Below are 24,970 nucleotides of genomic sequence, written 5' to 3' on the forward strand. Positions count from 1 at the left end.
TCAGCCGGGCAGGGGAACCGCCGCCCGGCGGAAGTCCGCCCACGGGTCGGCGGAAAGATTTTCAAGCCGCGTCAGGGCGTTGAGCGCGGTAAAGTGGGCCGGGCCGATGTCGGTGGACAGCTCCTCCCAGGCCAGCGGCATGGAGACAGGGGCGCCGGGCCGGGCGCGGGTGGAATAGGGCGCCACCGCCGTCTGGCCGCGCTGGTTGCGCAGGTAGTCGACGAGGATGCGCCCCGTGCGCCTGGCCTTGGCGATGGTGGCGACATAGAGGGTCGGGCTGTCGGTGGCCATCGCCTCCGCCATGGCCTTGGTGAAGGCCTTCGCCGCCGCCCAGTCGGCCTTCGGCGTCAGCGGGGCGCAGACGTGCAAACCCTTGCCGCCGGAGGTTTTCACGAAGGCGGCGAGCCCGGCTTTCTCCAGCCGCGCCCGCACCTCCGCCGCCGCCGCGAGCACGGCGGGCCAGCCGACCCCGTCGCCGGGGTCGAGGTCCATGATCAAGGTGTCGGGTCGCTCCCAGTCGGCGATGGTGGAGCCGAAGGGGTGGATCTCCAGCACCGCCCCCTGCACCAAAGCGGTGAGCCCGTCGAGGTCGCGGACGGCCACATAGGGCGGCGCCTTCGGCTCCTGCGGATCGGGCACCAGCAGGATGGTGCGGTCGAGCCCCTTCCATGGGTGCTTCTGGAAGAAGCGGGGGCCGTCGATCCCCTCCGGGCAGCGCACCAGGGCCAGCGGCCGGCCAGCGACGAAGGGGGCCATGTGGCGCCAGACCTCGGCATAGTAATCGGCGAGGCCTTCCTTGGTCAGTCCCACATCCGGCCAGTAGATGCGGTCGGGATGGGTGAGGCGCACGCGGCGCCGGGGCGGATTTGCTTCCTCTTCTGCCGTCTTGTCTTTCGTATTTTTCGCGGCGGCGGGCGGCGGCGCCTCGCGCTCCACCTCGGCGGCGGGCTTGTCGTCGCGCAGGCCGCGGAAGGCGGCGTGGCGCAAATGGCCGTCCCCCGTCCAGCTGCGGAATTCCACCTCCGCCACATGGACCGGCTTCACGAAGGTGACGCCCCGCGCCGCCTCCGCCGGGAGCCTGCCGGAAAAGGGCGATGCGGCGACCGCGTCCGGCGCCAGCAGCGCATGCAGGTCGGCGGCCACGCGGGCGGTGAAGCCGGTGCCCACGCGCCCCACGTGGCGCAGCTTGCCGTCCTCGAACGCCCCCAGCACCAGCGAGCCGATGGCGTCGCGGGTGGTGGTGGAGGGCACGAAGCCGCCGATGACGAACTCCTGCCGGTCCGAGCACTTGGACTTGATCCAGTCGCGCGAGCGGCCGGAGCGGTAGGGGGCATTCTTCAGCTTGGAGACGACGCCCTCCAGGCTGAGCCGGCAGGCGTGCTGGAGCACGAGGGAGCCGTCGTCCTCGAAATGGATGGAGAACCGCACCTTGCCCTCGCCGGGCGGGATCAGCCGCTCCAGGGCCGCCTTGCGCTCGACGAGGGCGGCGCCGGTCAGGTCCATGCCGTCAAGATGCAGGAGGTCGAAGGCGCAATAGAGGAAGCGGTCGGTGCGGCCGTCGCTCAGGTCCGCCTGCAGGGCCGAGAAGTCGGAGGCGCCGTTGCCGCTTTCCACCACCATCTCGCCGTCGATCAGGGCCTCGCGCACCGGCAAGGCCGCCAGCACCGCCAGGACCTCGGGGCCGAACCTGTGGGTCCAGTCGAGCCCGGTGCGGGTGAGAAGCCGCACCCGCCCGCCGGCGATGCGCGCCTCGATGCGGTAGCCGTCGAACTTGATCTCGTGCACGTAGCGCTGCCCCGCCGGCGGGCGGGTGGCGAGGGTGGCCAGCGCCGGAGGCACGAAGTCCGGCAGCGGCGCCGCTTTGGCACCCTTGGGCCAAACAGGGGGATCGGGCTGCGGCGGCGGAGCCGCTTTCGCTTGCGCCGGCGCCGCGCCTGCGGGAGCCGCCTTCACCTTCGGCTTGCTTCTCGCCCTCGGCGTGCTCTTGCCCTCGGGCGGCGGGTCGCTGGAAAGATCGGCGATGTCGCGCCCGCTCAGCACCGAGAGGGGCAGCTCGTCGAGAACATCCGGCGCCCCCTCCGGCCGGGCGGCATCGTCATCGGCCTTGATCAGCAGCCAGTTGTCCTTCTTCCCGTCCGCCGTTCCCCGGCCGCGCGGCGCCATGCGCACCAGGTGCCAGCGGCCGTGGAGCTTTTCCCCGTCCAGGGTGAATTCCATATGGCCCTTGGCATAGGCGGCGTGCGGGTCGCCCACCGGGGTCCAGGTGCCGCGATCCCAGACGATGACGCTGCCGCCGCCATACTCGCCCTTGGGGATGGTGCCCTCGAAGCCGGCATAGGCGAGGGGATGGTCCTCCACATGCACGGCGAGGCGCTTCTCGCCGGGCACGAGGCTCGGGCCGCGCGTCACCGCCCAGCTCTTCAGCACCCCGCCCATCTCCAGGCGGAAGTCGTAATGCAGCCGGCGCGCCGCGTGCTTCTGCACCACGAAGAGGCCTTCGGGGGCCGGCTGGCGGCCCTTGCGGCGACCGGCGCCGCCCTTCGCCTTGCCCTCGGGCTCGGGCGTGGCGGCGAAATCGCGCTTGGCACGGTAGAGATCGAGGTCGGCCATGGCTCAGCCCGCCTTCCGTCCGCTGCGGGGTGCAGGGCGTGCAGCGGCCTTGGCGCCGGCCTTCTCGCCGGCCTTGGCCTTGCCGCCCGCCGCGCGCGCCTTGGCTCCGGTGCCTTTCGGAGCGGGTTTTTTCGCCCCGCCCGCCGCCCCGGCGCTGGCGCGCAAGGCGTCGAGCAGGTCCACCACCTTCGCCGCCCGCGGCGTCCTGGCCTTGGGCAGGGTGCGGCCCTCCATCTTGGCGCGCACCAGCTCGGCCAGCGCCGCCTCGTAGCGGTCGTCGAAGGCGGCGGGATCGAAGGTGCCCGACTTGCCGCGGATGATGTGGGTGGCGAGGTCGACCATCTCGCCGGTCACCGCCACCTCGGGGATGCCGGCGAAGGCCTCTTCGGCCGGGCGCACCTCGTAGTCGAAATTCAGCGTATCCGCGAGCAGGGCGCCATTCTCGAGGCCGGGACGGATGAGCAGCTTGCGCACCCGGCGGAACAGCACCGCCTCGCCCAGCGCCGCCACCTGCGCGGCCTGCATGCCGGCGGCGATGAGCGCGAAGGCTTCCGCGCCGGGGGCGTCCACGGGGGCGAGGAAATAGGGGCGGTCGAGATAGAGGGTGTCGATGCCGTCGCACGGCAGGAAAGCCGCGATGGCGATGGTCTTGTCGCCCTGCGGGACCACGGAGGCAACCTCCTCGGGCTCCAGCGTGACGAAGGCGCCCTTCTCCACCTCGTAGCCCTTGACCTGGTCGCCGCCCTCCACCGGCTGGCCGGTTTCCTCGTCCACATACTGGCGGCGCAGGCGGTGGCCGGTCTTGCGGTTCACCAGGTTGAGCGCGATGCGCTCGGCGGTGGAGGCGGCCGCGTACAGGCCCACGGCGCAGCTCAGGGCGCCGATGGTGAGAAATCCCTTCCAGCTCGCCCGTGGCGCCATCCCGCACCTATCGTCAAAAACGCCTGCCATCGATGGCACACCCGCCCGGGGCGGCAGGCAAGGACTTTCCGGCATCCTCGGGACCGTTCTGATCAGAGCGCACGGCAATCTGATCAGAACGGTCTCTCATTTGATCTTGGAGGCGGACACCCGCCGTGCGCCGATCTCCTCAGCCGCAGGTGCGGCGGGCGTAGAAGAGCGCGAGCTGCCGGGCTTCCGCGCGCGATCCGGCGCGCATGGGCGGGCGGGGCGAGCCGACCACATGCCAGAGCCAGAGCCGGTCCCGGCACAGGACCCGCGCCACCGGTCGGCCCTCGCAGAACAGCAGCTCGTCGCCCTGGTCGCCGTCCTCCCAGGCGCCCGGCGGCGGGCGATCGGGCTGCGCACGGAAGATGTCGTCGGACTCCGGCAAGAAACGCCGGACAGGTCTTCGGGAAAGCGGTTCGTATTGCATGGCACATCTCCCTTTGCAGGTCCAAGTAACCGCTGCGCCTTTTGGTTCCCGCGCGGTCGCATGACCAGAGGCGGGAGAAAGGTTGCCGCGCATCCTTCCCGGCGGGATCGCGGTGCACGCGCCGGCAGACGGGCGTTCGGAGGGCGGCAGAAGCGGTTTCCATCCGATCCGATCGCGCTCTAGCCTGCGGAGGGGAATCGCAGCGCGAGGGGTCCATGGTTCGCATCTACACGGCCGAGGAAGTGGCGGCGGCACTCCCTTACGATCGCCTGATCCCGGCCCTGCGGGCGGCCTTCGCCGAGGCGGCGGTGGAAGCGCCGCCTCGGCAGGCCTACGAGGTGGGCCCCGCCGGCCAGCCCGCCCACCTGCTTGCCATGCCCGCCTGGCGGCGCGGGCAGACGCTGGGGGTGAAGCTGGTCAACGTCTTCCCGGCCAACGGCGCGAAGGGCCTCGGGGCGGTCAGCGGCATCTATGTGCTGTTCGACGGCGAGACCGGCGCGCTGCGGGCCATCGTCGAGGCGGAGACGCTCACCAACCGGCGCACCGCCGCCACCTCCGCCCTCGCCTCGGCCTTCCTGTCGCGGCCGCAGAGCGAGACGCTCGCGGTGGTGGGCACCGGGCATCTCGCCTTCCATATGGCGATGGCACACTGCGCGGTGCGGCCGATCTCCAGGATCCTGGTATGGGGCCGGTCGGCGGCGCGGGCGCAGGACCTGGCGCGCCGCCTCGCCGATCTCGGCCTGCCGGCGATGGCGCAGGAGGATCTCGTGGACGCGGTGGCCGCGGCGGACATCGTCACCTGTGCCACCACCTCGACGGAGCCGCTGGTGCTGGGCCGCGACGTGAAGCCGGGGGCCCATGTGGATCTCGTGGGCGCGTTCCGGCCCGCCATGCGCGAGAGCGACGACGCGCTCATCGTCACCGGCGACGTCTATGTGGACACCTATGCCGGCGCCCTCGCCGAGGCGGGCGACCTGCTCCAGCCCATGGCATCGGGCGCCTGGTCCCCGGATCGCGTGGTGGCCGACCTGCACGAATTGTGCGCCGGGCTGAAGCCCGGTCGTACCGATGCGGAGGCGGTGACGGTGTTCAAGTCGGTGGGCGCGGCGCTGGAGGATCTGGTGGCAGCGGACCTGGTGGCGGGCGGGTGAGGGGGGTTAGTCCCGCGCCTTCCCCTCCAGCGCGGCGAGCCGCATGTAGAGGGTCGAGCGGGCGATGCCCAGGCGCCGGGCGGCGCGGGAGAGGTTGCCGCCGCAGGCGTCCACCGCGGCGCGGATGGCGGCTTCCTCCACCGCCTTGAGGCCGGTGCCGCCCTGCGGCGTGTCGGCCGCGGCGCAGATCTCCGGCGGCAGGTCGGCCACGTCGATCCCGCCGTCTCCCGAGGTGCTCCCCATGGCGAGCAGCATCTCCACCACGTTGCGCAGCTCGCGCACGTTGCCGGGCCAGGCATAGGCGGCGAGCGCGGCGCGTGCGCCTTCGGTGAAGCGCGGGGCGGGCAGGCCGGCGCGGGCGGCGGCGGCGCGTCCGAAATGGTCGATCAGCATCAGCACGTCCTCCCCGCGCTCCCTGAGCGGGGGAATACGCAGGCGCAGGGCGGCGATGCGGTAGAACAGGTCCTTGCGGAAGCGCCCGGCCGCCACCTCGCCGGACAGGTCACGGTTGGTCATGGAGACGAGGCGCAGGTCCACCCGCCGCCCGGTATGGCCGCCGACGCGGTAGACCACGCCGTCCTCCAGCACCCGCAGCAGATAGGATTGCAGTTCCAGCGGCATCTCGCCGATCTCGTCGAGGCAGAGCAGGCCGCCGTCGGCCGCCTCCACCTTGCCCTGCTTGCCGGTGGCGTCGGCGCCGGTGAAGGCGCCCTTCTCGTAACCGAACAGCTCGCTGGCGATGAGATCGCGCGGCAGGCCGCCGCAATTGAGCGGCACGAACGGCCCGCATGGCGCGCGGGCGGCGTGGATGGCGCGGGCGAACACCTCCTTGCCCACCCCGGTCTCGCCTTCGAGCAGGATCGGCAGGCCGCTTTCGGCCATGCGCCGGGCCTTCTCCTTCACCTCCCGCATCACCGCGCTGTCGCCGACGATGGCCTCGAACGGGAACGGCTCGGCGTCCCGCACGCCCTCCCGCTGCCCCTCGCGCAGCACCGGGCGGGGCTTGCGCGGGGCGTGCAGCACCACCACGCCGCCGATCTCCTCCCCGTCCTCGCGCACGATCTCCACGCTGGCGCCGGGCAGCAGGGCGGCGACGCGCTCGGTCCAGGCCGCCGGGGCCACCTCCTTCAGGGCGGCGAGGCGGCCGCCGGCGATGAAGCGCGCGTCGCGCCGGGCCACCTCCTTCAGCGCCCGGTCGGTGGAATAGATGAGCGCGCCGGAGCGGCCGAAGGCGAGGATCTCCTCGGTGAGCCAGAGCGAGCGCTTGGAGAGGAAGTGGCGCAGCACCTGCTCGTGCTCCATCTCCATGCGCCGGCCGAGCACCGCCTCGATCTGGTGGGCAAGCGCCACCGCATGGGCGAGGTTCTGCGGGTTGAAGGTGTCGGTGGAGCCGGAAATGTCCACCGCGCCGATGACCGCCCCGTCGGAGGGGTGGCGCACCGGGGCGGCGGCGCAGGTCCAGCGCTGCACCGGCGCGCAGAAATGCTCGCTGGCGTGGATCTGCACCGGCCGGCCGGAAGCCAGCGCCGTGCCGATGGCGTTGGTGCCGATCTCGGCCTCGCACCACCGGCCGCCGCGCTGGAGCTTCACCTCCTGCCCGGTATCCACCGCGCGCACGTCCCCTTCCGTCTCCAGGATGGTGCCCTCGGGGTCGGTGAGGATGAGCATGGAGCGCGCGTCGGAGAGGAAATGGCGCGCCTCGTCCATGGCCGGGCGGGCGGCGGTGATGAGGCGGGTGTTGTGCTGGCGGCGGCGATGCAGCTCCGCCTCGCTCACCAGCGGGGCGGCGGACAGGGTGGCGGCGATGGCATGCCCGCGTGAGCGCTGCCAGGAGGCCAGCACCGCGGGGCGGACGTCGGGTGAGGCGACGCCGTCCTGGTGAAACGCCTCCCAGGCCCGGGCGATCTCTCGATATGGCACCAGCTCTGCCCTCCGGGCCGGGCGGCGCGGCGTTCCCGGCGGCGCCGTCCAGGCCGTTGGCCAGCGCGCGCTCCCGTGCGGCCTTCCGGCCCCGGTCTCGCCCGCTGTGGTTCACTCCCTCAACGGCCGCCTTCCTTGTGCCGGCTCGTGTCCGGCGCGGGCGGCCTTGACGGCAAATTAAGCGCAGAACGCGCCCGCGGCAAGGCCCGCGAGGGCCGCTGCCCCTGTAGTTCGCGAGGCTCGTTCGAGGTCCGGACAACAAGTGTCCGGAAACCGGACAGTCAAAAACAATACGATTACATGATGCATCGCACAAAAATCATGGATATCGGGCAATTTGTACAGTCGATCCGCTCTGGCACGCATCCTGCCCCTGTCATGGCGAGCCGGCATCAAAAAGCAGGCCGGCAAATCAGGGAGGACCATCGCGTGAACGTTCCCGTGGGAAACCTGCGCAACGTCCAGGTGCTCGGCATCGATGCCGGCGGCACCATGACGGACACCTTTTTCGTGGACCAGGACGGCGACTTCGTCGTCGGCAAGGCCCAGTCCACGCCGCAGAACGAGGCCCTCGGCCTCATCGCCTCGTCCGAGGACGGCCTCGCCAACTGGGGCATGTCGCTGCACGAGGCCCTCGGCCAGCTGCAGACGGGGGTCTATTCGGGCACCGCGATGCTCAATCGCGTGGTCCAGCGCAAGGGGCTCAAATGCGGCCTCATCGTCAATCGCGGCATGGAGGATTTCCACCGCATGGGCCGCGCCGTCCAGAGCCATCTGGGCTATGCCTATGAGGACCGCATCCACCTCAACACCCACCGCTACGACCCGCCGCTGGTGCCGCGCCAGCTCACCCGCGGCGTCATCGAGCGCACCGACATGATGGGCACGCAGGTGATCCCCCTGCGCGAGGACAGCGCCCGGCAGGCCGCCCGCGAGCTGATCGCCTCCGACGTGGAAGGCATCGTCATCTCGCTGCTGCATTCCTACAAGAACCCGGTCAACGAGCGCCGCGTGCGCGACATCGTGCTGGAGGAAGTGGCGAAGAGCGGAAAGAAGATCCCGGTCTTCGCCTCCGCCGATTACTATCCCGTGCGCAAGGAAACCCACCGCACCAACACCACCATTCTCGAAGGCTACGCCGCCGAGCCGTCGCGGCAGACGCTGAACAAGATCTCAGACGCCTTCAAGGAGCGCGGCACCAAGTTCGACTTCCGCGTGATGGCGACCCATGGCGGCACCATCTCCTGGAAGGCGAAGGAGCTGGCCCGCACCATCGTCTCCGGCCCCATCGGCGGGGTGATCGGCGCGAAGTATCTCGGCGAGGTGCTGGGCTACAAGAACATCGCCTGCTCGGACATCGGCGGCACCTCGTTCGACGTGGCGCTCATCACCCAGGGCGAGATGACCATCAAGAACGACCCGGACATGGCGCGCCTCGTCCTGTCGCTGCCGCTGGTGGCCATGGATTCGGTGGGGGCGGGGGCCGGCTCCTTCATCCGCCTCGATCCCTACACCAAGGCGATCAAGCTCGGCCCGGACAGTGCCGGCTACCGGGTGGGCGTGTGCTGGAAGGAGAGCGGCATCGAGACGGTGACCGTCTCCGACTGCCACATGGTGCTGGGCTATCTCAACCCCGACAACTTCCTCGGCGGCGCGGTGAAGCTCGACCGGCAGCGCTCGGTGGACGCCATCAAGGTGCAGATCGCCGACAAGCTCGGCCTGTCGGTGGAGGATGCCGCCGCCGGCGTCATCGAGCTGCTCGACAGCGACCTGCGCGACTACCTGCGCGCCATGATCTCCGGCAAGGGCTACTCGCCGCAAAGCTTCGTGTGCTTCTCCTATGGCGGCGCAGGTCCCGTGCACACCTATGGCTATACGGAGGGCCTCGGCTTCGAGGATGTGATCGTGCCCGCCTGGGCCGCCGGCTTTTCCGCCTTCGGCTGCGCGGCGGCGGACTTCGAGTATCGCTACGACAAGTCCCTCGACATCAACATGCCCACCGACATGCCCGACGCCGACAAGACCAAGGCCTGCGTCACCCTCCAGTCGGCCTGGGAGGAACTGACCCGCAACGTGCTGGAGGAGTTCAAGCTCAACGGCTACGCCCCCGAGCAGGTGACGCTCCAGCCCGGCTACCGCATGCAGTATCGCGGCCAGCTCAACGACCTGGAGATCGAGAGCCCGCTGGCCGAGGTGCATACGGCGGCGGACTGGGACCAGCTCACCGACGCCTTCAACGCCACTTATGGCCGCGTCTATGCCGCCTCCGCCCGCTCGCCGGAGCTCGGATATTCGGTCACCGGCGCCATCATGCGCGGCATGGTGCCGATCCCCAAGCCGAAGATCCCGAAGGAGCCGGAACAGGGCGAGACCCCGCCCGAAGAGGCCAAGATCGGCACCCGCAAGTTCTATCGCAAGAAGAAGTGGGTGGATGCGCAGCTCTACCACATGGAATCGCTGCGTCCCGGCAACCGGGTGATGGGCCCCGCCATCATCGAATCCGACGCCACCACCTTCGTGGTGCCGGATGGCTTCGAGACCTGGCTCGACGGCCACCGGCTGTTCCACCTGAAGGAGGTGTGAGGGCAGGGCGACGGCTTAAGTCCGAGCGGTCAGCCCCCTCTCCCCCGAAGTCGGCCTTTGCCCCTTCGGCCTCCCTCTCCCCTTGCGGGAGAGGGCTGGGGCGAGGGGTGTCTCTCCCTTTGCCCCGAAGCCGGGGACATCCGGCACCAGCCCCCTCACCCCCGGCCCCTCTCCCGCAAGGGGAGAGGGGAGGAACCCAAACAATCTCAAGAGGAAACGACCCCATGAACGTCAACGTCAATCAATCGACCCTTCAGGGCGCCACCCGCGGCATCGTCCGTGGCGGCGAGACGCTCAAAGAGCATCGCGACCGGCTCATGGCGGCCACCAAGGCCACCGGCCACTATGCCGGGCTGAAGACGCTGGAGCTGCGCGAGAAGGAGCCCATCCTCTACAACAAGCTGTTCTCCCGCCTGCGCGCCGGCGTGGTGGACGCCCGCGAGACCGCCAAGAAGATCGCCGCCTCGCCCATCGTTGAGCAGGAGGGCGAATTGTGCTTCACCCTCTACAATGCGGCGGGTGACAGTCTTCTCACCTCCACTGGCATCATCATCCATGTGGGGACCATGGGTGCGGCCATCAAATACATGATCGAGAACAATTGGGAGGCCAATCCCGGCGTCCACGACAGGGACATTTTCTGCAACAATGATTCCCTGATCGGGAACGTCCACCCCTGCGACATCCACACCATCGTCCCCATCTTCTGGGAAGGCGAGCTGATCGGCTGGGTGGGCGGCGTCACCCACGTCATCGACACCGGCGCGGTGGGGCCGGGCTCCATGGCCACGGGGCAGGTGCAGCGCTTCGGCGACGGCTATTCCATCACCTGCCGCAAGGTGGGCGCCAACGACACCCTGTTCCGAGACTGGCTGCACGAGAGCCAGCGCATGGTGCGTACCACCCGCTACTGGATGCTGGACGAGCGCACCCGCATCGCCGGCTGCCACATGATCCGGAAATTGGTGGAGGAGGTGGTCGCCGAGGAGGGCATCGAGGCCTACTGGAAGTTCGCCTACGAGGCGGTGGAGCACGGCCGCCTCGGCCTCCAGGCCCGCATCAAGGCCATGACCATCCCCGGCACCTACCGGCAGGTGGGCTTCGTGGACGTGCCCTACGCCCATGAGGACGTGCGGGTGCCCTCCGACTTCGCCAAGCTCGACACCATCATGCACGCCCCCTGCGAGATGACCATCCGCAAGGACGGCACCTGGCGCCTCGACTTCGAGGGGGCGAGCCGCTGGGGCTGGCACACCTACAATGCCCACCAGGTGAGCTTCACCTCGGGCATCTGGGTGATGATGACCCAGACCCTCATCCCCTCGGAGATGATCAACGACGGCGCCGCCTACGGCACCGAGTTCCGCCTGCCCAAGGGCACCTGGATGAACCCGGACGACCGCCGCGTCGCCTTCTCCTATTCCTGGCACTTCCTGGTCTCGGCCTGGACGGCCCTGTGGCGCGGCCTGTCGCGCTCCTATTTCGGCCGCGGCTACCTGGAGGAGGTGAATGCGGGCAACGCCAACACCTCCAACTGGCTGCAGGGCGGCGGCTTCAACCAGTATGACGAGATCCACGCCGTGAATTCGTTCGAGTGCGCCGCCAATGGCACCGGGGCGACCGCGGTGCAGGACGGCCTCTCCCACGCCGCCGCCATCTGGAACCCGGAAGGCGACATGGGCGACATGGAGATCTGGGAGCTGGCCGAGCCGCTCCTCTATCTCGGCCGGCAGATCAAGGCGTCCTCGGGCGGCTCCGGCAAGTATCGCGGCGGCTGCGGCTTCGAGAGCCTGCGCATGGTCTGGAACGCCAAGGACTGGACCATGTTCTTCATGGGCAACGGCCACATCTCCTCCGACTGGGGGCTGATGGGCGGCTATCCGGCCGCCTCTGGCTATCGCTTCGCCGCGCACAAGACGGACCTCAAGGCGCTCATCGCCGAAGGCAAGGACATTCCCTTCGGCGGCGACACCGATCCGGAGAACCCCACCTGGGACGCCATGCTGCCCAAGGCGCAGATCAAGCGCGACAAGCAGGCCATCACCACCGAGGAGATGTTCGCCGACTACGACCTCTACCTCAACTACATGCGCGGCGGCCCCGGCTTCGGCGATCCGCTGGACCGCGAGCCGCAGAGCGTGGCCGACGACCTCAACGGCGGCTACGTGCTGGAGCGCTTCGCCGCGCAGGTCTACGGCGTGGCGGTGACGAAGGGGGCCGATGGCCTCTACGTGGTGGACGAGGCGGCGACGAAGGCGGCCCGCGCGCAGATCCGCAAGGATCGCATAAACAAGTCCGTCCCCACCCGCGAGTGGATGAAGGGCGAGCGCGAGAAGATCCTCGCCAAGGATGCGGGCACCCAGGTGCGCCAGATGTTCGCCGCCTCCTTCAAGCTCGGCCCGAAGTTCGAGCAGCAGTTCCGCAGCTTCTGGGACCTGCCGGAGAGCTGGAGCCTGCCGGAGGAGGAGATCGGCGTGCCCACCTACGGCTCGCGCTACTCCATGGACATCTCCGAGCTGCCGGACGTGCACACGGTGCAGTTCGTGGAGGAGTGAGGGTTCTACACGCTCTGACTCCCTCTCCCCTCGCGGGAGAGGGCTGGGGTGAGGGGGCCACCGCCCCTCGTCCCGGCGCGCGGCTCCCCGCCGGAGCCTCACCCCTCACCCCCAACCCCTCTCCCGCAAGGGGAGAGGGGAGAACAAGGAAAATCCCTCTCCCGCAGGGGGAGAGGGGAGAACAAGGAAAATCCCTCTCCCGCAGGGGGAGAGGGGAGGAAGACACCCCAATCAGGAGGAAACCCATGGCCTATACCCGGTCCAAGATCGTCGATCTCGTGGAAGGCAAGATCGATCCCGATACGCTGCACCAGATGCTCTCCACCCCGAAGGACCCGGAGCGGTTCGTGACCTACGTGGAGATCCTGCAGGAACGCGTGCCGTGGGATGACAAGATCATCCTGCCGTTCGGCCCGAAGCTCTTCATCGTCCAGCAGAAGGTGTCGAAGAAGTGGACCGTGCGCTGCGAGTGCGGCCACGATTTCTGCGACTGGAAGGAGAACTGGAAGCTGCATGCCCGCGTGCACGTGCGCGACACGCCGCAGAAGATGGAGGAGATCTATCCCCGCCTGATGGCGCCGACGCCCGCCTGGCAGGTGATCCGCGAGTATTTCTGCCCCGAGTGCGGCACCCTCCACGACGTGGAGGCGCCCACCCCCTGGTATCCGGTGATCCACGACTTCGAGCCGGACATCGACGCCTTCTACACCGAATGGCTCGGCCTGCCGGTGCCGGAGCGGGCGGCGGCGTAGGGGGGCAGGGGAGGGAGGGTTCTCACGCTCTGCCACCCCTCACCCCGACCCTCTCCCGCAAGGGGAGAGGGGGCCAGCCGGTGCTTCGGGCATCGGATGGCTCCGGGACCGCCTCCCATAGTCCCCCGTCACCGTTGCCAGGCGGGCGCCTCTCCCCTCTCCCCTTGCGGGAGAGGGGTTGGGGGTGAGGGGGCGCACGGCCTCCGCTCCAGGGCAGCGGGCTGGCACACCAGCAAAAAGGGCGGCCCGAAGGCTGCCCTTTTCATTCCAGCCCTGCCGGCCTCACTCGGCCGCAGCGGGCGGTGGCTCGGCCACGTCGGGGGCGGGGGTGTAGATGAGCCCGCCGCCGGCGCGGAACTTCTGCGCCATCTCGGCCATGCCGGCCGAGGCGAGGTTGTCGGCCTGGGCGCGGGCGATGTCGCCGGCCTCCAGCTTCAGCTCCTGGGAGATCTTCATGGAGCAGAACTTCGGCCCGCACATGGAGCAGAAATGCGCCACCTTGGCGCCCTCGGCGGGCAGCGTCTCGTCGTGGTAGCGCTCGGCGGTCTCCGGGTCGAGCGAGAGCGCGAACTGGTCGCGCCAGCGGAAGGAGAAGCGGGCCCGGGACAGGGCATCGTCGCGGATGCGCGCCGCCGGATGCCCCTTGGCGAGGTCCGCCGCGTGCGCCGCGATCTTGTAGGAGATGACGCCGGTCTTCACGTCGTCCCGGTCGGGCAGGCCGAGATGCTCCTTCGGCGTCACGTAGCAGAGCATGGCGGTGCCGAACCAGCCGATCATCGCCGCGCCGATGGCGGAGGAGATGTGGTCGTAGCCGGGGGAGATGTCGGTCACCAGCGGGCCGAGGGTGTAGAAGGGCGCCTCGTGGCACACCTTCAGCTGCTTCTCCACGTTCTCGCGGATGAGATGCAGCGGCACGTGGCCGGGGCCCTCGATCATCACCTGGCAATCGTGCTTCCAGGCGATCTCGGTGAGCTGGCCCAGCGTCTCCAGCTCGGCAAACTGCGCGGCGTCGTTGGCATCGGCGATGGAGCCGGGGCGCAGGCCGTCGCCCAGCGAGAAGGCCACGTCATACTGGGCGAGGATCTCGCACAGCTCCTCGAAATTCTCGTAGAGGAAGCTCTCCTTGTGGTGGGCAAGGCACCACTTGGCCATGATCGAGCCGCCGCGCGAGACGATGCCGGTGACGCGGTTGGCGGTGAGCGGCACGAACGGCAGCCGCACGCCGGCATGGACCGTGATGTAGTCCACGCCCTGCTCGGCCTGCTCGATCACCGTGTCGCGGAAGATCTCCCAGGTGAGCTCCTCGGCGATGCCATTCACCTTCTCCAGCGCCTGGTAGATCGGCACGGTGCCGATGGGCACCGGCGAATTGCGCATGATCCATTCGCGGATGGTGTGGATGTTCTTGCCCGTGGACAGGTCCATCACCGTGTCGGCGCCCCAGCGGGTGGCCCACACCAGCTTGTCCACTTCCTCCGCCACGCCCGAGGTGACGGCGGAATTGCCGATATTGGCGTTGATCTTCACCAGGAAGTTCCGGCCGATGGCCATCGGTTCGGTTTCGGGGTGGTTGATGTTGTTGGGGATGATGGCGCGACCGCGCGCCACTTCCTGCCGCACGAATTCGGCGGTGATGTCGGCGGGGATGGCCGCGCCGAGGCCCATGGCCTGGTGGTGCGGATGGGCGCCGCCATTGGCCTTGGCGAGGTTCTCGCGGGCGGCGACATATTCCATCTCCGGCGTGATGATGCCGGCGCGGGCATAGGCCATCTGCGTCGGGCGCTTGCCCGCCTTGGCCCGCAGCGGCTTCCTGCCGGTGAGGTCGAACTGGGGCAAAGTGGTGGACTGGCCGTCCTTGAGGCCGTTGTCCTCGGGACGCACGACGCGCCCGTCCACCTCCTCCACGTCGCCACGCTCGCGGATCCACTGGGCGCGCAGCTGCGGCAGGCCTTGCGTCAGGTCGATGATGGCATTGGTGTCGGTATAGGGGCCCGAGGTGTCGTAGACCCGCACCGGCCGCTCGGCCGGATCGGAAACGGCGATCTCGCGCATGGCGACGCGCACGTCCGGCCGGGTGGCGGAGACGAACACCTTGCGCGAATGGGGCAGGGCCCCGGTGGTGACCTTCAGAGAGGACGTCGAGGCTTCGTCCAGCATGGCGGTTCTCCGTTCAGCTTGCGCTTTCAACGAGAGCCGGGAACAGAGCTAGGAGACGGGTGCAAAACGGCCGTAACGCGCCGGTGCGCACAGGTTCCGATCCCTTCGCCGGTATGACCCGGATCAGGTTCGAAGGGTCAACGCGGCGCCGCGGGCCTGAAGGTCTTTGACCTTCGTGGTCGACGGACTTGCGAAATCTCAGCCCCTTCCGGGACCCCCCTTGGAACGGGCCGAGTGTGATGTATACCAAAGCCCAATGTCAACGCTGCATCGCAACACGATCACGCGTACGGCACGGTGCTCCCGCGTGGTTGCGCCGCAGCGGGTTACGCGGCCATGAACTGCCGGTGGGCCGCGTAGGCCGATTCTTCTTCGGTCGTTGGGAGGCTGGCGTCTGGCTTGAGCTGGCGCAGCGCCTCGTCGAGCCGGTTGAGGGCCTCCGCGGCCGCGTGCTCCTCGCGCGCGGAGCCGGCCTCCCAGGCGGCCTCGTTGCGGATGTCTTCGTCGCGGGCTTCCCGCGCGAGATAGGCGCGGACATGGAGGAGCGCGGCGGTGAGGGTGGCGAGAGACGTCATGATCCTTGCCCTTGATCGCGATGCGTGAGGGAACAAAAGGCGTCCATTGCGGCGGACTCATGGCGGTCTTTTCCCTGCCGCAGCGGGATACGTTCCGGAAATCACACACTTTTTACGGCGGGGGCGCTGTCGAAGCATCATGGTGCCGGATCCGCGCGCGGCCCCCCGGCCGCTCCCCCGGCGCAGGTGTGGACGGCATCGCCGCGAGGCTTGCCGATGGTGGCAAGGCCGGCGCTGCGGGGGTAGAATGCCCGCCCGGATGGACGCTGCCGGGACGCGGCACGGATTTGCCCGCACGGGTTTCGCCGCAGGCTTTTCGGGACACGCAACTCGCCGCTCGCCGCTCGCAACTCGCCGCTCGCACTTCGAGGCCGACACATCGCCATGGAAGCCTACCACCAGCTTCTTCGCCGCATCCTCGACGAGGGCGTCCGCAAGGACGACCGCACCGGCACCGGCACGCTTTGCGTCTTCGGCCACCAGATGCGCTTCGCGCTGGAGCAGGGCTTTCCCCTCGTCACCACCAAGAAGCTGCACCTGAAATCCATCGTGCATGAGCTGCTGTGGTTCCTCGCGGGCGACACCAACATCCAGTACCTCAAGGAAAACGGCGTCTCCATCTGGGACGAGTGGGCCGACGCGCGGGGCGATCTCGGCCCGGTCTACGGCCACCAGTGGCGCTCCTGGCCGACCCCCGAGGGCGGCGTCATCGACCAGATCGCCCAGGTGGTTTCCGACATCCGCCGCAACCCCGATTCGCGGCGCCTCATCGTCACCGCGTGGAATCCGGCGGACGTGCCAAAGATGGCGCTGCCGCCCTGCCACTGCCTGTTCCAGTTCGCGGTGCTGGACGGCCGGCTGTCGTGCCAGCTCTACCAGCGCTCCGCCGACGTGTTCCTGGGGGTGCCGTTCAACATCGCCTCCTACGCGCTGCTCACCCACATGGTGGCGCAGGTGGCGGGGCTGAGGGTGGGCGACTTCGTCCACACGCTGGGCGATGCCCACCTCTATCTGAACCATCTGGACCAGGCGCGCGAGCAGCTCTCGCGCGCGCCTCGCCCGCTGCCGCGCCTCGCCCTCAATCCGCAGGTGACGGACATCTTCGCCTTCCGCTACGAGGACATCGAGATCCTCGGCTATGATCCGCACCCGGCCATCCGGGCGCCGGTCGCCGTTTGAAGCGATAGCGCTGCGGCGAGCGCCGGAGCCACGAGGTGCGTCCTGCGCCTCGTCACGGCCTTTCAGTACCGGTCTTTCTCCAGGGAGGGTGTCATGGCGGACGCAGGGAGCCTTCTGGGCCAGCTCATCGGGGCTGCGCTCGGCAACGGAAGCGTGCGGGGTGGCGCGGGCGGCGGGTCCGCTCCCGGCGGGCTGGGCGACATCCTGGGCCAGGTTCTCGGCGGCGGTGCTCCGGCCGGCGGTGGCCAGAGCGGGGCCTCGGGCCTGCCCGGCGGGCTCGGCGATATTCTCGGGCAGGTGCTGGGCGGCGGATCGGGCAGCCGTGGGCCGGGGAGCTCCGGCGGCCTGCCCGGCGGGCTCGATGACATCCTCGGACAGGTGCTGGGCGGCGGCGGGACGCGGGGCGGCGGCGCGCCGCAAGGGATGCCCGGGGGCGGGCTGCCGGGCGGGCTCGGCGACATTCTCGGCCAGATTCTCGGTGGCGGCGGTGCCCGCTCCGGCGGGGCGGCCAGTGGCGATCTCGGCGACTTCGCCTCCGACGCCCTGGGCGGCGGCGGCTCCGCCCCTGCGCCCGGTTCCTTTCCGGCACCGGAGCCGTTTCCCGCCCCCTCGTCGGCCCCTCCGCCCGCGCCTGCTCCGGCGCCGCAGTCTGGCGGCGGCAACGACCTGGTGAAATATGGCGGCCTCGCCGTCATCGGCATGCTGGCCTGGAACGCCTTCCGCAAATGGCAGAGCCAGTCGGCCGGCCGCGCGGCCTTCACCTCCGGCACGCCGGCCGCGGCGGGCTTTGCCCCCGCTGCGGCTCCGGGCGGGGCGGATGCCTTTTCCGGCGTGCTGCTCTCGGCCATGGCGGCGGCGGCGCAGGCGGACGGAAGCCTCGACGGGGAGGAGCTGGAGCGCATCGGCGGCGGTCTCGCCCGCATGGGCGCGGCGACGCCCCAGCGGGAGGAGCTCATCGCCTTCCTCACCACGCCGGTGGACCCGCAACAGGTGGTGGATGCGGCCACCAGCCCCGAATCGGCGCTGCAGATCTATGCCGCCTCGGCCATGGCGATCCGGCCCGACAGCGCGGTGGAACAGCAATATCTGGCGAGCCTCGCGCAGGCCCTGGGCATCGACCCCGGCCTCAAGGCGCAGGTGGACGCCGATCTCGGGGCCTGAGGGCCGCCGTTCACGCAGACGTTAGGGCGCGCGCCGTAACGTCGCCGCGGGCGCGGGCGAAACGGGCAGGGGGGAGCGCCGTGTCGGGCTCCCTCCGCCGGTCACGCGAGGATCCCGATGCCGCCCCTGCCGATGCCGCCCGCGCTCAAGCTGCTGTTCTTCGAGCGTTCCGGTCGCTTCAGCCCGGAGAAGACGCTGTTCCTGTGCGCCAGCGTCGCGCCGGCGCTCTGGCTGGCCTGGCTCGCCCTCGCCGGCGGGCTCGGGGCGCGGCCGTGGACGGAGGCCATCCACTTCGCCGGGCTGTGGGCCATCCGCTTCCTCGCTTTCACCCTCGCCGTGACCCCGCTGCGCCGGCTGCTGGTGATGCCCAAGCTCTATTTCGGCCGGCGCATCTTCGGCCTCGCCGCGCTCGGCTATGCGGGCCTGCACCTCGCGCTGTTCTTCATCGACCAGGGGGCGGGGCGGGCGCTGAGCGAGATCGTCCTGCGCATCTACCTCGTCATCGGCGCGGTGGCGCTGGTGCTGCTGGTGGCGCTCGGCGCCACCTCGTTCGACGCCGCCATCCGCCGCCTCGGCACCCGGCGCTGGAACCTGCTGCACGCGGCCATCTACGCCATCGCGGTGCTGGGCACGGTGCATTTCTTCATGCAGTCCAAGCTCGACGTGAGCGAGGCGGTGCTGATGGCCGGCCTCTTCCTCCTGTTGTTCGCATACCGCATCGCCTTCCGCTGGGCGGGCGAGGTGACGCCGCTGGGTGTTGCCGGGCTGGCCGTGGCCACGGCGCTGCTCACCGCCGGGGTCGAGGTGCTTTGGTACGCCCTCGCCACCCGCGTGGACCCGTGGCTGGTGGCGCAGGCCAATGTGTCGTTCGACCTCGGCCCGCGTCCCGCCTGGTGGGTGCTGGCGGCCGGGCTGGCGCTGGCGGCGGCCGCCGCCGTGCGGGCACGCTCGAAGCCGCGCCGGCCGACGCGCTCGGGCCGGGCGGTGGCGGACCCTTCGCCGGTCTGAGTCGTTTCGGCGAGGGGGCATCGGCGCTATCCTTCCGTCACGGGGCGTGAGGGGGAGGGGGCCGTGCACAAGGCGATGACGTCGATACTCTGGTGGGGCGGCCTCGTGGCGGCGCCGCTCGTTCTGGCGGGCATGGAGCTGTTCCACCCCGCCGGCTTCACCAACGCGCCGGGCATGTATGCCTATCTGTGCACCGCCCAGCCGTTCGCGCCGCAGCACTGGGCGCTCGCCTATTTCGGCCCGCATTGGTGGTTCACCCTCCACGTCATCCAGCTGCCGCTGCTCGGGCTGGTGTCGGTGGGGCTGTGGCTCGCCATGGACGGGATCGAGACCGGCGCGGCGGCGGTGTTCGCCTGGCTGTCGCGGATCGCCACCTTCTTCTTCCTCATCGGCTATACGGCGCTCGATTCCATCGGTGGCGTCGGCCTCGGCCGGACCATGCTCAACATGGAGGCCCTCAACGCCGCCGGGAAGCTCGATGCCCGACAGATGGAGGGCGCCGCGCTGCTGCTCGACACCAACTGGGTGGATCCGTGGATTGGCGGGGTCGGCTCGGTGGCGAGCCTGCTCGGCTCGTGGGCGGTGTTCGCCTCGGCCCTGTGCGCCGCCGTCGCCCTGCTGCTGGTCCGGCGGGCGCCGTGGCCGGCGCTGGTGCTGCTGGTGGGGTTCGGCTGGGAGATCCAGGTGAGCCACGCCAGCCCGCACGGCCCCCTCGGCTTCGCGCTGCTGGCGGTGGCCGCCACCTGGATCCGCCTCGCGGGAGCGTCGCGCGCGCCGGCCATCGCCCCGGCTGCCGTGGCGGCCTGAGGGTCAGTCGAGCCGTGCGAGAAGCCGCGCCAGCGCCTCTTCGGGGGTGGCGCGGTCCCAGCCCGCCATCTGGTGGCGGAAGAAGGTGTCCTGCCGCTTGGCGTAGCGGCGGGTATCCGCCTGCCCCTCGGCGATGGCGGCGTCGAGCGTGATCTCCCCGGCCAGGTGGCGGACGAGGGCGGGCGCGCCGTGCGCCTTCAGGACCGTACGGGAGGGGGCGAGCTGCCGGGCGGCCAGCGCCCGCACCTCGTCCAGCGCTCCGGCGGCGATCATGCCCTCGAAACGGGCATCGATGCGCGCGCGGAGCAGGTCGCGGTCCACCGCAAGCACCAGCCGCACGCAATCCGCCGCATCCAGCACCGGTCGCTGGGCGCCGCGCTGCCAGTCCGACAGGGAGCGGCCGGTGGCGGTGATCACCTCCAGCGCCCGCAGCACCCGCTGGCGATCATTCACCTTGAGGCGGGCGGCGGTCTCGCCATCGGCGGCGGCGAGGCGGGCGTGCAGCGCCGGGCTGTCGAGCGCCTCCGCCGCGCCCCGCACCGCCGCGCGCACCTCGTCCGGCACCGGCGGGATGTCGGCAAGCCCTTGGGTGAGCGCGCGGAAATAGAGCCCGGTCCCGCCCACGACGATGGGCAGCAGCCCGCGGGCGCGGGCCTCGGCGAGGGCGGCGGTGGCGTCGGCGAGCCAGCGGCCCACCGAATAATCAGTGTCGGCGTCCACGTGGCCGTACAAAGCGTGGGGCACCCGCGCGGTCTCCGCGACGGTCGGCCGCGCCGTGAGCACCCGCAGGTCGCCGTACACTTGCATGGAATCTGCATTGAGCACGACGCCTCCCGCCCGCTCCGCAAGGGCGAGCGCGAGGGCCGACTTGCCGCTGGCGGTGGGACCTGCGATGAGCACCGCCGGTGGCCCCCTTCTCTTTTCGAGTTCCGAGTTTTCCATGGCCTATGTCGCGACGCTGATCTCGAACCCATCTGCCCCGGCTTTGACCCGCGAGGCAATCCACGATGCCCGCGCCGTGCTCCCGCAGGCGCAGGATGCGGTGGTTCTCGCCCCGGACGTGGCCGTGGACATCCATTTCGCGCCGGATCTGGGCGCCGATGCCCGGGCGCTGGCCGATGCGGTGCGCGCCGCCCTCGGCGATGCCCCCATCGACGTGGTGGTGCAATTCGAGGCGGCCCGGCGCAAGCGCCTGTTCCTCGCCGACATGGATTCCACCATGATCGGCCAGGAATGCATCGACGAGCTCGCCGACCTGGTGGGCGTTAAGGCGCATGTGTCGGCCATCACGGAACGCGCCATGCGCGGCGAGATCGCCTTCGAGCCGGCGCTGCGCGAGCGGGTCGCCCTGCTGCGCGGCCTGCCGGCCGGCGTGGTGGCCGACGTGCTGCGCGATCGCATCACGCTCACCCCCGGCGGGCCGGAGCTGGTGGGCACCATGAAGGCGAACGGCGCCTATACCGCCCTGGTGTCCGGCGGCTTCACCCTGTTCACCGGCGCCATCGCGGCGCGCCTCGGCTTCGACGAGCACCGCGCCAACACGCTGCTGATCGACGAGGACCGCTTCGTGGGCGCGGTTCAGGAGCCCATCCTCGGCCGCGACGCCAAGCTCGCGGCCCTGGTGGAGCTGCGCGACACCATGCATCTCGCCCCGTCCGAGACCATGGCGGTGGGCGACGGGGCCAACGACCTCGCCATGCTGGCGGAAGCGGGGCTGGGCATCGCCTTCCGCGCCAAGCCGGCGGTGGCCGCGGCGGCCCATGCCCGCATCGACCATGGCGACCTCACGGCGCTGCTCTTCATGCAGGGCTACACGCAGGCCGAGTTCCACACGCTCTGACGCGCCCTCCGCCGGACGCCCGGGTTCCATTCCCTTTCCGCCATTCATGCCGGGTTCACGCGGGCCGCGTCATGGTCCGCGCGGTCACCTTGGAGGCGGATCCCGATCGATGCATCCGCCTCCAACTTTAAGAAAGAGAACGCGTCATCCGGCCGGCTTGCGATGCACGCTGGTCGGCGCGTGCTCCCAGGGGAGGCGGGAATGACGTTCGGGAATTGGGGGCGATCCGGGCTTGTCGGGGCGTTGGCGCTGCTCCTCGCCGGCGGAACGGCCGCGGCAAGGACGGCCGATGCGCGGAACCCGGCGGCGGCCCAGCCGGCACCCGCGGCCGCGCCCGCCCTCACCATCCCCGAGCTGCCGGACGCGGAGCTCAAGGTGTGGATGGCCAAGCTCAACGCCTATGTGAAGCTGCTCAACGCCACCCTGCGGGCGGAGGAATCCTGGAACCGCTACCTGAGCTGGGTCAGCCTGAAGACCGGGCCGACCGGCAAGGAGCGCATCATCTACGGGCTCTATTCGGTGTCGCCGTCGCAGGCGAAGACCGCCATCGACGCGGCCCGCGCCGCCGCCGCCGGCCCGCCGCCGATCCCGGCCCTCGACGCGGCAGCGCTGGCGCTCTCGGCCAGCTTCGAGGCGCTCGTTCCGATCCTGAACGAGGCCGAGGCCTATTACGATCGCAAGGACTACAAGTCCGACCAGATGGCCGGCGGCAAGGCCCTGCACGCCCGGCTGGAGCCGGCGGCGAAGGCCTTCATCATCGCCCGCCGGGACCTGGATCGCCTGACCGACCAGGTGAAAGACGGGATCGACGCCCAGGACCTCGCCCGCATCGAGCGGATCGAGGGCAAGTCCGACGGATGGCATGTGCGGCGCATCATGATGAGCGCGCGCAAGGCGGTGGACCTGATGCCACGCAGCGCGCGCGATCCCGGGGACCTCAACGCGTTCGACGTGGCGGTGGCCAACTATGCGGCGGTGGTGAAGGAGTTCGACACCTACATCCTGGCCAACCCGCCGACCGCGAGCGCCTTCTCGTCCCAGCCGCGCGACCTGCTGGGCAAGCTGCGCGACATCCAGGAGAAGTTCGAGGGCCGCAAGCGGCCTGACCCGTCCTTCTACCACATGGACGTGAACGGGGCGGTGAGCAGCTACAACATGATGATCAACTTCGCCGGCATGGTAAGGCTGCGCTGAAGCCGGCCCGCGGCGCCCTCGCAGGGAGCCGGGCGGTCGCGCTGCGACCGTCCGGACCGTCTCCCCCGGCGCCCGGTCAGTTGAGGGGCACGGCCACGTTGGTCTGGTTGCCGTCGCCGTCGGAGACGAGGAAGAGGGCGGAGCGCTTGCCGAGCTTGCGCAGGGCGTCGATCTGCTTCTCCACGTCGGCCGGCGTCACCACGGTCTCCTGGTTGACCAGCAGGATCACCAGCCCGGCCTTCAGCCCCCGGTCGGCGGCGGGGGATGAGCGGTCCACGTCGGTGATGACCACGCCGGTCACCTCGCTCTTGATGCGGAAGCGCTTGCGCAGCTCGTCGCTGATCGCCGCCATCTCGATGCCCAGGGCCTTCTTCGGCGCCGCCTTCTGAGCTTCCGGCGCCGACTTGGCGCCTTCCGGCTTGTCGTCGTCCGGCATGCGGGCGACCTTGATGCGCAGCGTCTCCTCCTTGCCCTTGCGGATCACCACCACGTCCACTTCGGAATCGGCCATGCTGTCGGCGACGGAGCGCAGCAGGTCGCGCACTTCCTTGATGTCGCGGCCGTTGAAACGCAGGATGACGTCGCCGCCCTTGATGCCGCCCTTGGCCGCCGGGCCCTCCTCCTTGACCACGCCCACCAGCGCGCCGCGCGGCTTGCCCAGGCCCAGGGCCTCGGCGATGTCCTCGGTGACCGGCTGGATGCTCACCCCGATCCAGCCGCGCCGCACCTCGCCGAACTTCTCCAGCTGGGCGATGACCGGCTGGGCGGTGGCGGCGGGAACGGCGAAGCCGATGCCGATGGAGCCGCCGGACGGGGAGATGATGGCGGTATTGATGCCGATCACGTCGCCATCCATGTTGAACAGCGGGCCACCCGAATTGCCGCGGTTGATGGCGGCGTCGGTCTGGATGAAGTTGTCGTAGGGGCCGGAATTGATGTCGCGGTTGCGGGCGGACACCACCCCCACCGTGAGCGTGCCGCCGAGGCCGAACGGGTTGCCGATGGCCATCACCCAGTCGCCGACCCGAAGCTTGTCGGAATCACCGAACTTCACGGCGGTGAGGGGCTTGTCCGGCTTCACCCGCAGCAGGGCGAGATCGGTCTTGGTGTCGCGCCCGATCAGCTCGGCCTTCAGCTTGGAGCCGTCGTTGAAGTTGGCGAAGATCTCGTCGGCGTCGGCGATCACGTGGTTGTTGGTGACGATGAGGCCCGAGGGGTCGATCACGAAGCCGGAGCCGAGGGAGGAGACGCGCCGCGCCCGCCGTTCCGCCTCGCCGCGGTCCTGATCGCCCTCGGGCCGGTTGTTCTTGAAGAAGTCCTCGAACAGGTCCTCGCCCGGCGAACCCGGAGGCAGGGGGCGGGGACGCTGCGGGAGGGGGCGACGTTCTGCGAGGTGGAGATGTTCACCACCGCGTCCATCACCCGCTCGGCCGCGTCCGCCACCGTGTCCGGGCCTTTGCCGGGCGCTGCGGCGAGGGGGGCCGGGGCGGCGAGGCCCAGGGCGGCGAGGGTCACGGCCGCGGCGAGGGCCAGCGCCGACAGGCGCAGCGCCCGGCCGAAGAACGGCTCGTCCGGGTGAGCCCGGCGGGGCAGGGGGCCGGTCGGAAGGCGGGGGACGGGCATGGCTCTCCTCGATACGGCGGGTACTGCGGATCTCGTGCCGAGGCTGCGACGGCGGCCCGGCTGGCGCAAGGGCAAATCGGCCGCACGCCGGGCGGTGCCCGTCCCGGGCCCCGCCGGACGGGGCAGAACGCCGCCCGCGCCGACATCAAAGTTCAGTGAGGCAAGGCGCGGCGAGGCCGACAGCGGCGCGCCTTGAGCGGGCGGAACGGCGAAGCAGCGGGCGGAACGGCGAAGCGATCCGGTTTCGAGGGGGCGGCCCGTCCGGCCGCGCCGTCCGCCTCAGAAGGCCCGGACGAAGAAGACCAACAGCACGCCCAGCGCGCCGACCGCGAGGCCGGCGAGCCGCATGGGGGTCTCGGGGGCGTGGAGCACCGCCCGCATGGCCCGGCGCCAGGCGCCGGGAAAGGCGGCGAGGCACAGGCCCTCGATGGCAAGCATCAGGCCGAGCGCGGCAAAAAGGTCTTTCATGCCGCGCTCGGC

18 protein-coding genes, 1 pseudogene and 1 riboswitch are annotated in these 24,970 nt (G+C 70.2%); of the genes and pseudogenes, 10 read left to right on the plus strand and 9 right to left on the minus strand.

Going from position 1 to position 24,970, the window contains the following annotated elements:
• The 3 genes from ligD to EZH22_RS17710 form a co-directional block, all read right to left on the minus strand.
• Nucleotides 1-2,610, minus strand: coding sequence for a DNA ligase D (gene ligD, locus EZH22_RS17700; protein WP_203191830.1), 2,610 nt, complete (start codon nucleotides 2,608-2,610; stop codon nucleotides 1-3).
• 3 nt (nucleotides 2,611-2,613) lie between these two features.
• The gene (ku, locus tag EZH22_RS17705) at nucleotides 2,614-3,531 is read right to left on the minus strand and encodes a non-homologous end joining protein Ku (protein ID WP_203191831.1); all 918 of its coding nucleotides are present in this window, start codon (nucleotides 3,529-3,531) and stop codon (nucleotides 2,614-2,616) included.
• Between the two features lie 169 nt (nucleotides 3,532-3,700).
• Entirely contained in the window at nucleotides 3,701-3,985 is a 285-nt protein-coding gene (locus EZH22_RS17710) for a hypothetical protein (protein ID WP_203191832.1), read from the minus strand.
• A gap of 215 nt (nucleotides 3,986-4,200) precedes the next feature.
• Between EZH22_RS17710 and lhpI the strand changes: the two genes are divergently transcribed.
• Nucleotides 4,201-5,136 (plus strand): bifunctional Delta(1)-pyrroline-2-carboxylate/Delta(1)-piperideine-2-carboxylate reductase, encoded by a 936-nt coding sequence (gene lhpI / locus EZH22_RS17715; RefSeq protein WP_203191833.1) that lies wholly within the window; start codon nucleotides 4,201-4,203, stop codon nucleotides 5,134-5,136.
• Between the two features lie 6 nt (nucleotides 5,137-5,142).
• On the opposite strand, the gene EZH22_RS17720 is transcribed toward lhpI, so the two are convergent.
• Nucleotides 5,143-7,056: a sigma-54-dependent Fis family transcriptional regulator gene (locus tag EZH22_RS17720; RefSeq protein ID WP_203191834.1), complete on the minus strand. Its 1,914-nt coding sequence runs from the start codon at nucleotides 7,054-7,056 to the stop codon at nucleotides 5,143-5,145.
• Nucleotides 7,057-7,485: 429 nt separating this feature from the next.
• Between EZH22_RS17720 and EZH22_RS17725 the strand changes: the two genes are divergently transcribed.
• The 3 genes from EZH22_RS17725 (at nucleotide 7,486) to EZH22_RS17735 (ending at nucleotide 12,946) form a co-directional block, all read left to right on the plus strand.
• Nucleotides 7,486-9,639: a hydantoinase/oxoprolinase family protein gene (locus EZH22_RS17725; RefSeq protein WP_203191835.1), complete on the plus strand. Its 2,154-nt coding sequence runs from the start codon at nucleotides 7,486-7,488 to the stop codon at nucleotides 9,637-9,639.
• Between the two features lie 224 nt (nucleotides 9,640-9,863).
• A complete protein-coding gene (locus EZH22_RS17730; protein ID WP_203191836.1) occupies nucleotides 9,864-12,194 on the plus strand; it encodes a hydantoinase B/oxoprolinase family protein in 2,331 nt (776 codons plus the stop codon).
• Nucleotides 12,195-12,439: 245 nt separating this feature from the next.
• Nucleotides 12,440-12,946, plus strand: a complete 507-nt coding sequence (locus EZH22_RS17735; protein ID WP_203191837.1) for an acetone carboxylase subunit gamma — start codon at nucleotides 12,440-12,442, stop codon at nucleotides 12,944-12,946.
• 282 nt (nucleotides 12,947-13,228) lie between these two features.
• Here EZH22_RS17735 and thiC read toward each other — a convergent pair whose 3' ends face one another.
• The gene (thiC, locus tag EZH22_RS17740; RefSeq protein ID WP_203191838.1) at nucleotides 13,229-15,103 is read right to left on the minus strand and encodes a phosphomethylpyrimidine synthase ThiC; all 1,875 of its coding nucleotides are present in this window, start codon (nucleotides 15,101-15,103) and stop codon (nucleotides 13,229-13,231) included.
• An 82-nt stretch (nucleotides 15,104-15,185) separates the two neighbouring features.
• A riboswitch (TPP riboswitch) is annotated at nucleotides 15,186-15,334 on the minus strand.
• A gap of 95 nt (nucleotides 15,335-15,429) precedes the next feature.
• Nucleotides 15,430-15,678: a hypothetical protein gene (locus tag EZH22_RS17745; RefSeq protein WP_203191839.1), complete on the minus strand. Its 249-nt coding sequence runs from the start codon at nucleotides 15,676-15,678 to the stop codon at nucleotides 15,430-15,432.
• A gap of 384 nt (nucleotides 15,679-16,062) precedes the next feature.
• Here EZH22_RS17745 and EZH22_RS17750 point away from each other — a divergent pair, with 384 nt between their 5' ends.
• From EZH22_RS17750 to EZH22_RS17765, 4 genes are all read left to right on the plus strand, one after another.
• Nucleotides 16,063-16,857, plus strand: a complete 795-nt coding sequence (locus EZH22_RS17750) for a thymidylate synthase (RefSeq protein WP_203191840.1) — start codon at nucleotides 16,063-16,065, stop codon at nucleotides 16,855-16,857.
• Between the two features lie 93 nt (nucleotides 16,858-16,950).
• Nucleotides 16,951-18,018, plus strand: coding sequence for a DUF533 domain-containing protein (locus EZH22_RS17755; protein ID WP_203191841.1), 1,068 nt, complete (start codon nucleotides 16,951-16,953; stop codon nucleotides 18,016-18,018).
• Nucleotides 18,019-18,135: 117 nt separating this feature from the next.
• A complete protein-coding gene (locus EZH22_RS17760) occupies nucleotides 18,136-19,026 on the plus strand; it encodes a protein-methionine-sulfoxide reductase heme-binding subunit MsrQ (protein WP_231711027.1) in 891 nt (296 codons plus the stop codon).
• A gap of 63 nt (nucleotides 19,027-19,089) precedes the next feature.
• A complete protein-coding gene (locus EZH22_RS17765; protein WP_203191842.1) occupies nucleotides 19,090-19,833 on the plus strand; it encodes a hypothetical protein in 744 nt (247 codons plus the stop codon).
• Nucleotides 19,834-19,836: 3 nt separating this feature from the next.
• On the opposite strand, the gene miaA is transcribed toward EZH22_RS17765, so the two are convergent.
• Nucleotides 19,837-20,775 carry a tRNA (adenosine(37)-N6)-dimethylallyltransferase MiaA gene (miaA, locus tag EZH22_RS17770; RefSeq protein WP_203191843.1) on the minus strand — a complete coding sequence of 313 codons (939 nt, stop codon included), beginning with the start codon at nucleotides 20,773-20,775 and terminating at the stop codon, nucleotides 19,837-19,839.
• On the opposite strand from miaA, the gene serB reads away from it, so the two are divergent.
• The gene (gene serB, locus EZH22_RS17775; RefSeq protein WP_203191844.1) at nucleotides 20,774-21,673 is read left to right on the plus strand and encodes a phosphoserine phosphatase SerB; all 900 of its coding nucleotides are present in this window, start codon (nucleotides 20,774-20,776) and stop codon (nucleotides 21,671-21,673) included. The genes miaA and serB overlap by 2 nt on opposite strands.
• A 201-nt stretch (nucleotides 21,674-21,874) precedes the next feature.
• Nucleotides 21,875-22,867 carry a DUF3829 domain-containing protein gene (locus tag EZH22_RS17780; protein ID WP_203191845.1) on the plus strand — a complete coding sequence of 331 codons (993 nt, stop codon included), beginning with the start codon at nucleotides 21,875-21,877 and terminating at the stop codon, nucleotides 22,865-22,867.
• 76 nt (nucleotides 22,868-22,943) lie between these two features.
• On the opposite strand, the pseudogene EZH22_RS17785 reads toward EZH22_RS17780, so the two are convergent.
• Both EZH22_RS17785 and EZH22_RS17790 read right to left on the minus strand, forming a co-directional pair.
• Nucleotides 22,944-24,490, minus strand: a pseudogene (locus EZH22_RS17785) (DegQ family serine endoprotease).
• A gap of 279 nt (nucleotides 24,491-24,769) precedes the next feature.
• A complete protein-coding gene (locus tag EZH22_RS17790; protein WP_203191846.1) occupies nucleotides 24,770-24,958 on the minus strand; it encodes a DUF2065 domain-containing protein in 189 nt (62 codons plus the stop codon).
• Nucleotides 24,959-24,970 lie beyond the last annotated feature (12 nt).

It is taken from the genome of Xanthobacter dioxanivorans (assembly GCF_016807805.1).
Classification (GTDB): Bacteria; Pseudomonadota; Alphaproteobacteria; order Rhizobiales; family Xanthobacteraceae; genus Xanthobacter; species Xanthobacter dioxanivorans.

Coding starts and splice junctions, on each gene's coding strand:
- EZH22_RS17735 (WP_203191837.1), top strand. CDS start 12,440: ATGGCCTATACCCGGTCCAAGATCGTCGATCTCGTGGAAGGCAAGATC.
- EZH22_RS17790 (WP_203191846.1), bottom strand. CDS start 24,958: ATGAAAGACCTTTTTGCCGCGCTCGGCCTGATGCTTGCCATCGAGGGC.
- EZH22_RS17745 (WP_203191839.1), bottom strand. CDS start 15,678: ATGACGTCTCTCGCCACCCTCACCGCCGCGCTCCTCCATGTCCGCGCC.
- EZH22_RS17730 (WP_203191836.1), top strand. CDS start 9,864: ATGAACGTCAACGTCAATCAATCGACCCTTCAGGGCGCCACCCGCGGC.
- ligD (WP_203191830.1), bottom strand. CDS start 2,610: ATGGCCGACCTCGATCTCTACCGTGCCAAGCGCGATTTCGCCGCCACG.
- EZH22_RS17755 (WP_203191841.1), top strand. CDS start 16,951: ATGGCGGACGCAGGGAGCCTTCTGGGCCAGCTCATCGGGGCTGCGCTC.
- thiC (WP_203191838.1), bottom strand. CDS start 15,103: ATGCTGGACGAAGCCTCGACGTCCTCTCTGAAGGTCACCACCGGGGCC.
- ku (WP_203191831.1), bottom strand. CDS start 3,531: ATGGCGCCACGGGCGAGCTGGAAGGGATTTCTCACCATCGGCGCCCTG.
- lhpI (WP_203191833.1), top strand. CDS start 4,201: ATGGTTCGCATCTACACGGCCGAGGAAGTGGCGGCGGCACTCCCTTAC.
- serB (WP_203191844.1), top strand. CDS start 20,774: ATGGCCTATGTCGCGACGCTGATCTCGAACCCATCTGCCCCGGCTTTG.
- EZH22_RS17780 (WP_203191845.1), top strand. CDS start 21,875: ATGACGTTCGGGAATTGGGGGCGATCCGGGCTTGTCGGGGCGTTGGCG.
- EZH22_RS17760 (WP_231711027.1), top strand. CDS start 18,136: ATGCCGCCCCTGCCGATGCCGCCCGCGCTCAAGCTGCTGTTCTTCGAG.
- miaA (WP_203191843.1), bottom strand. CDS start 20,775: ATGGAAAACTCGGAACTCGAAAAGAGAAGGGGGCCACCGGCGGTGCTC.
- EZH22_RS17750 (WP_203191840.1), top strand. CDS start 16,063: ATGGAAGCCTACCACCAGCTTCTTCGCCGCATCCTCGACGAGGGCGTC.
- EZH22_RS17710 (WP_203191832.1), bottom strand. CDS start 3,985: ATGCAATACGAACCGCTTTCCCGAAGACCTGTCCGGCGTTTCTTGCCG.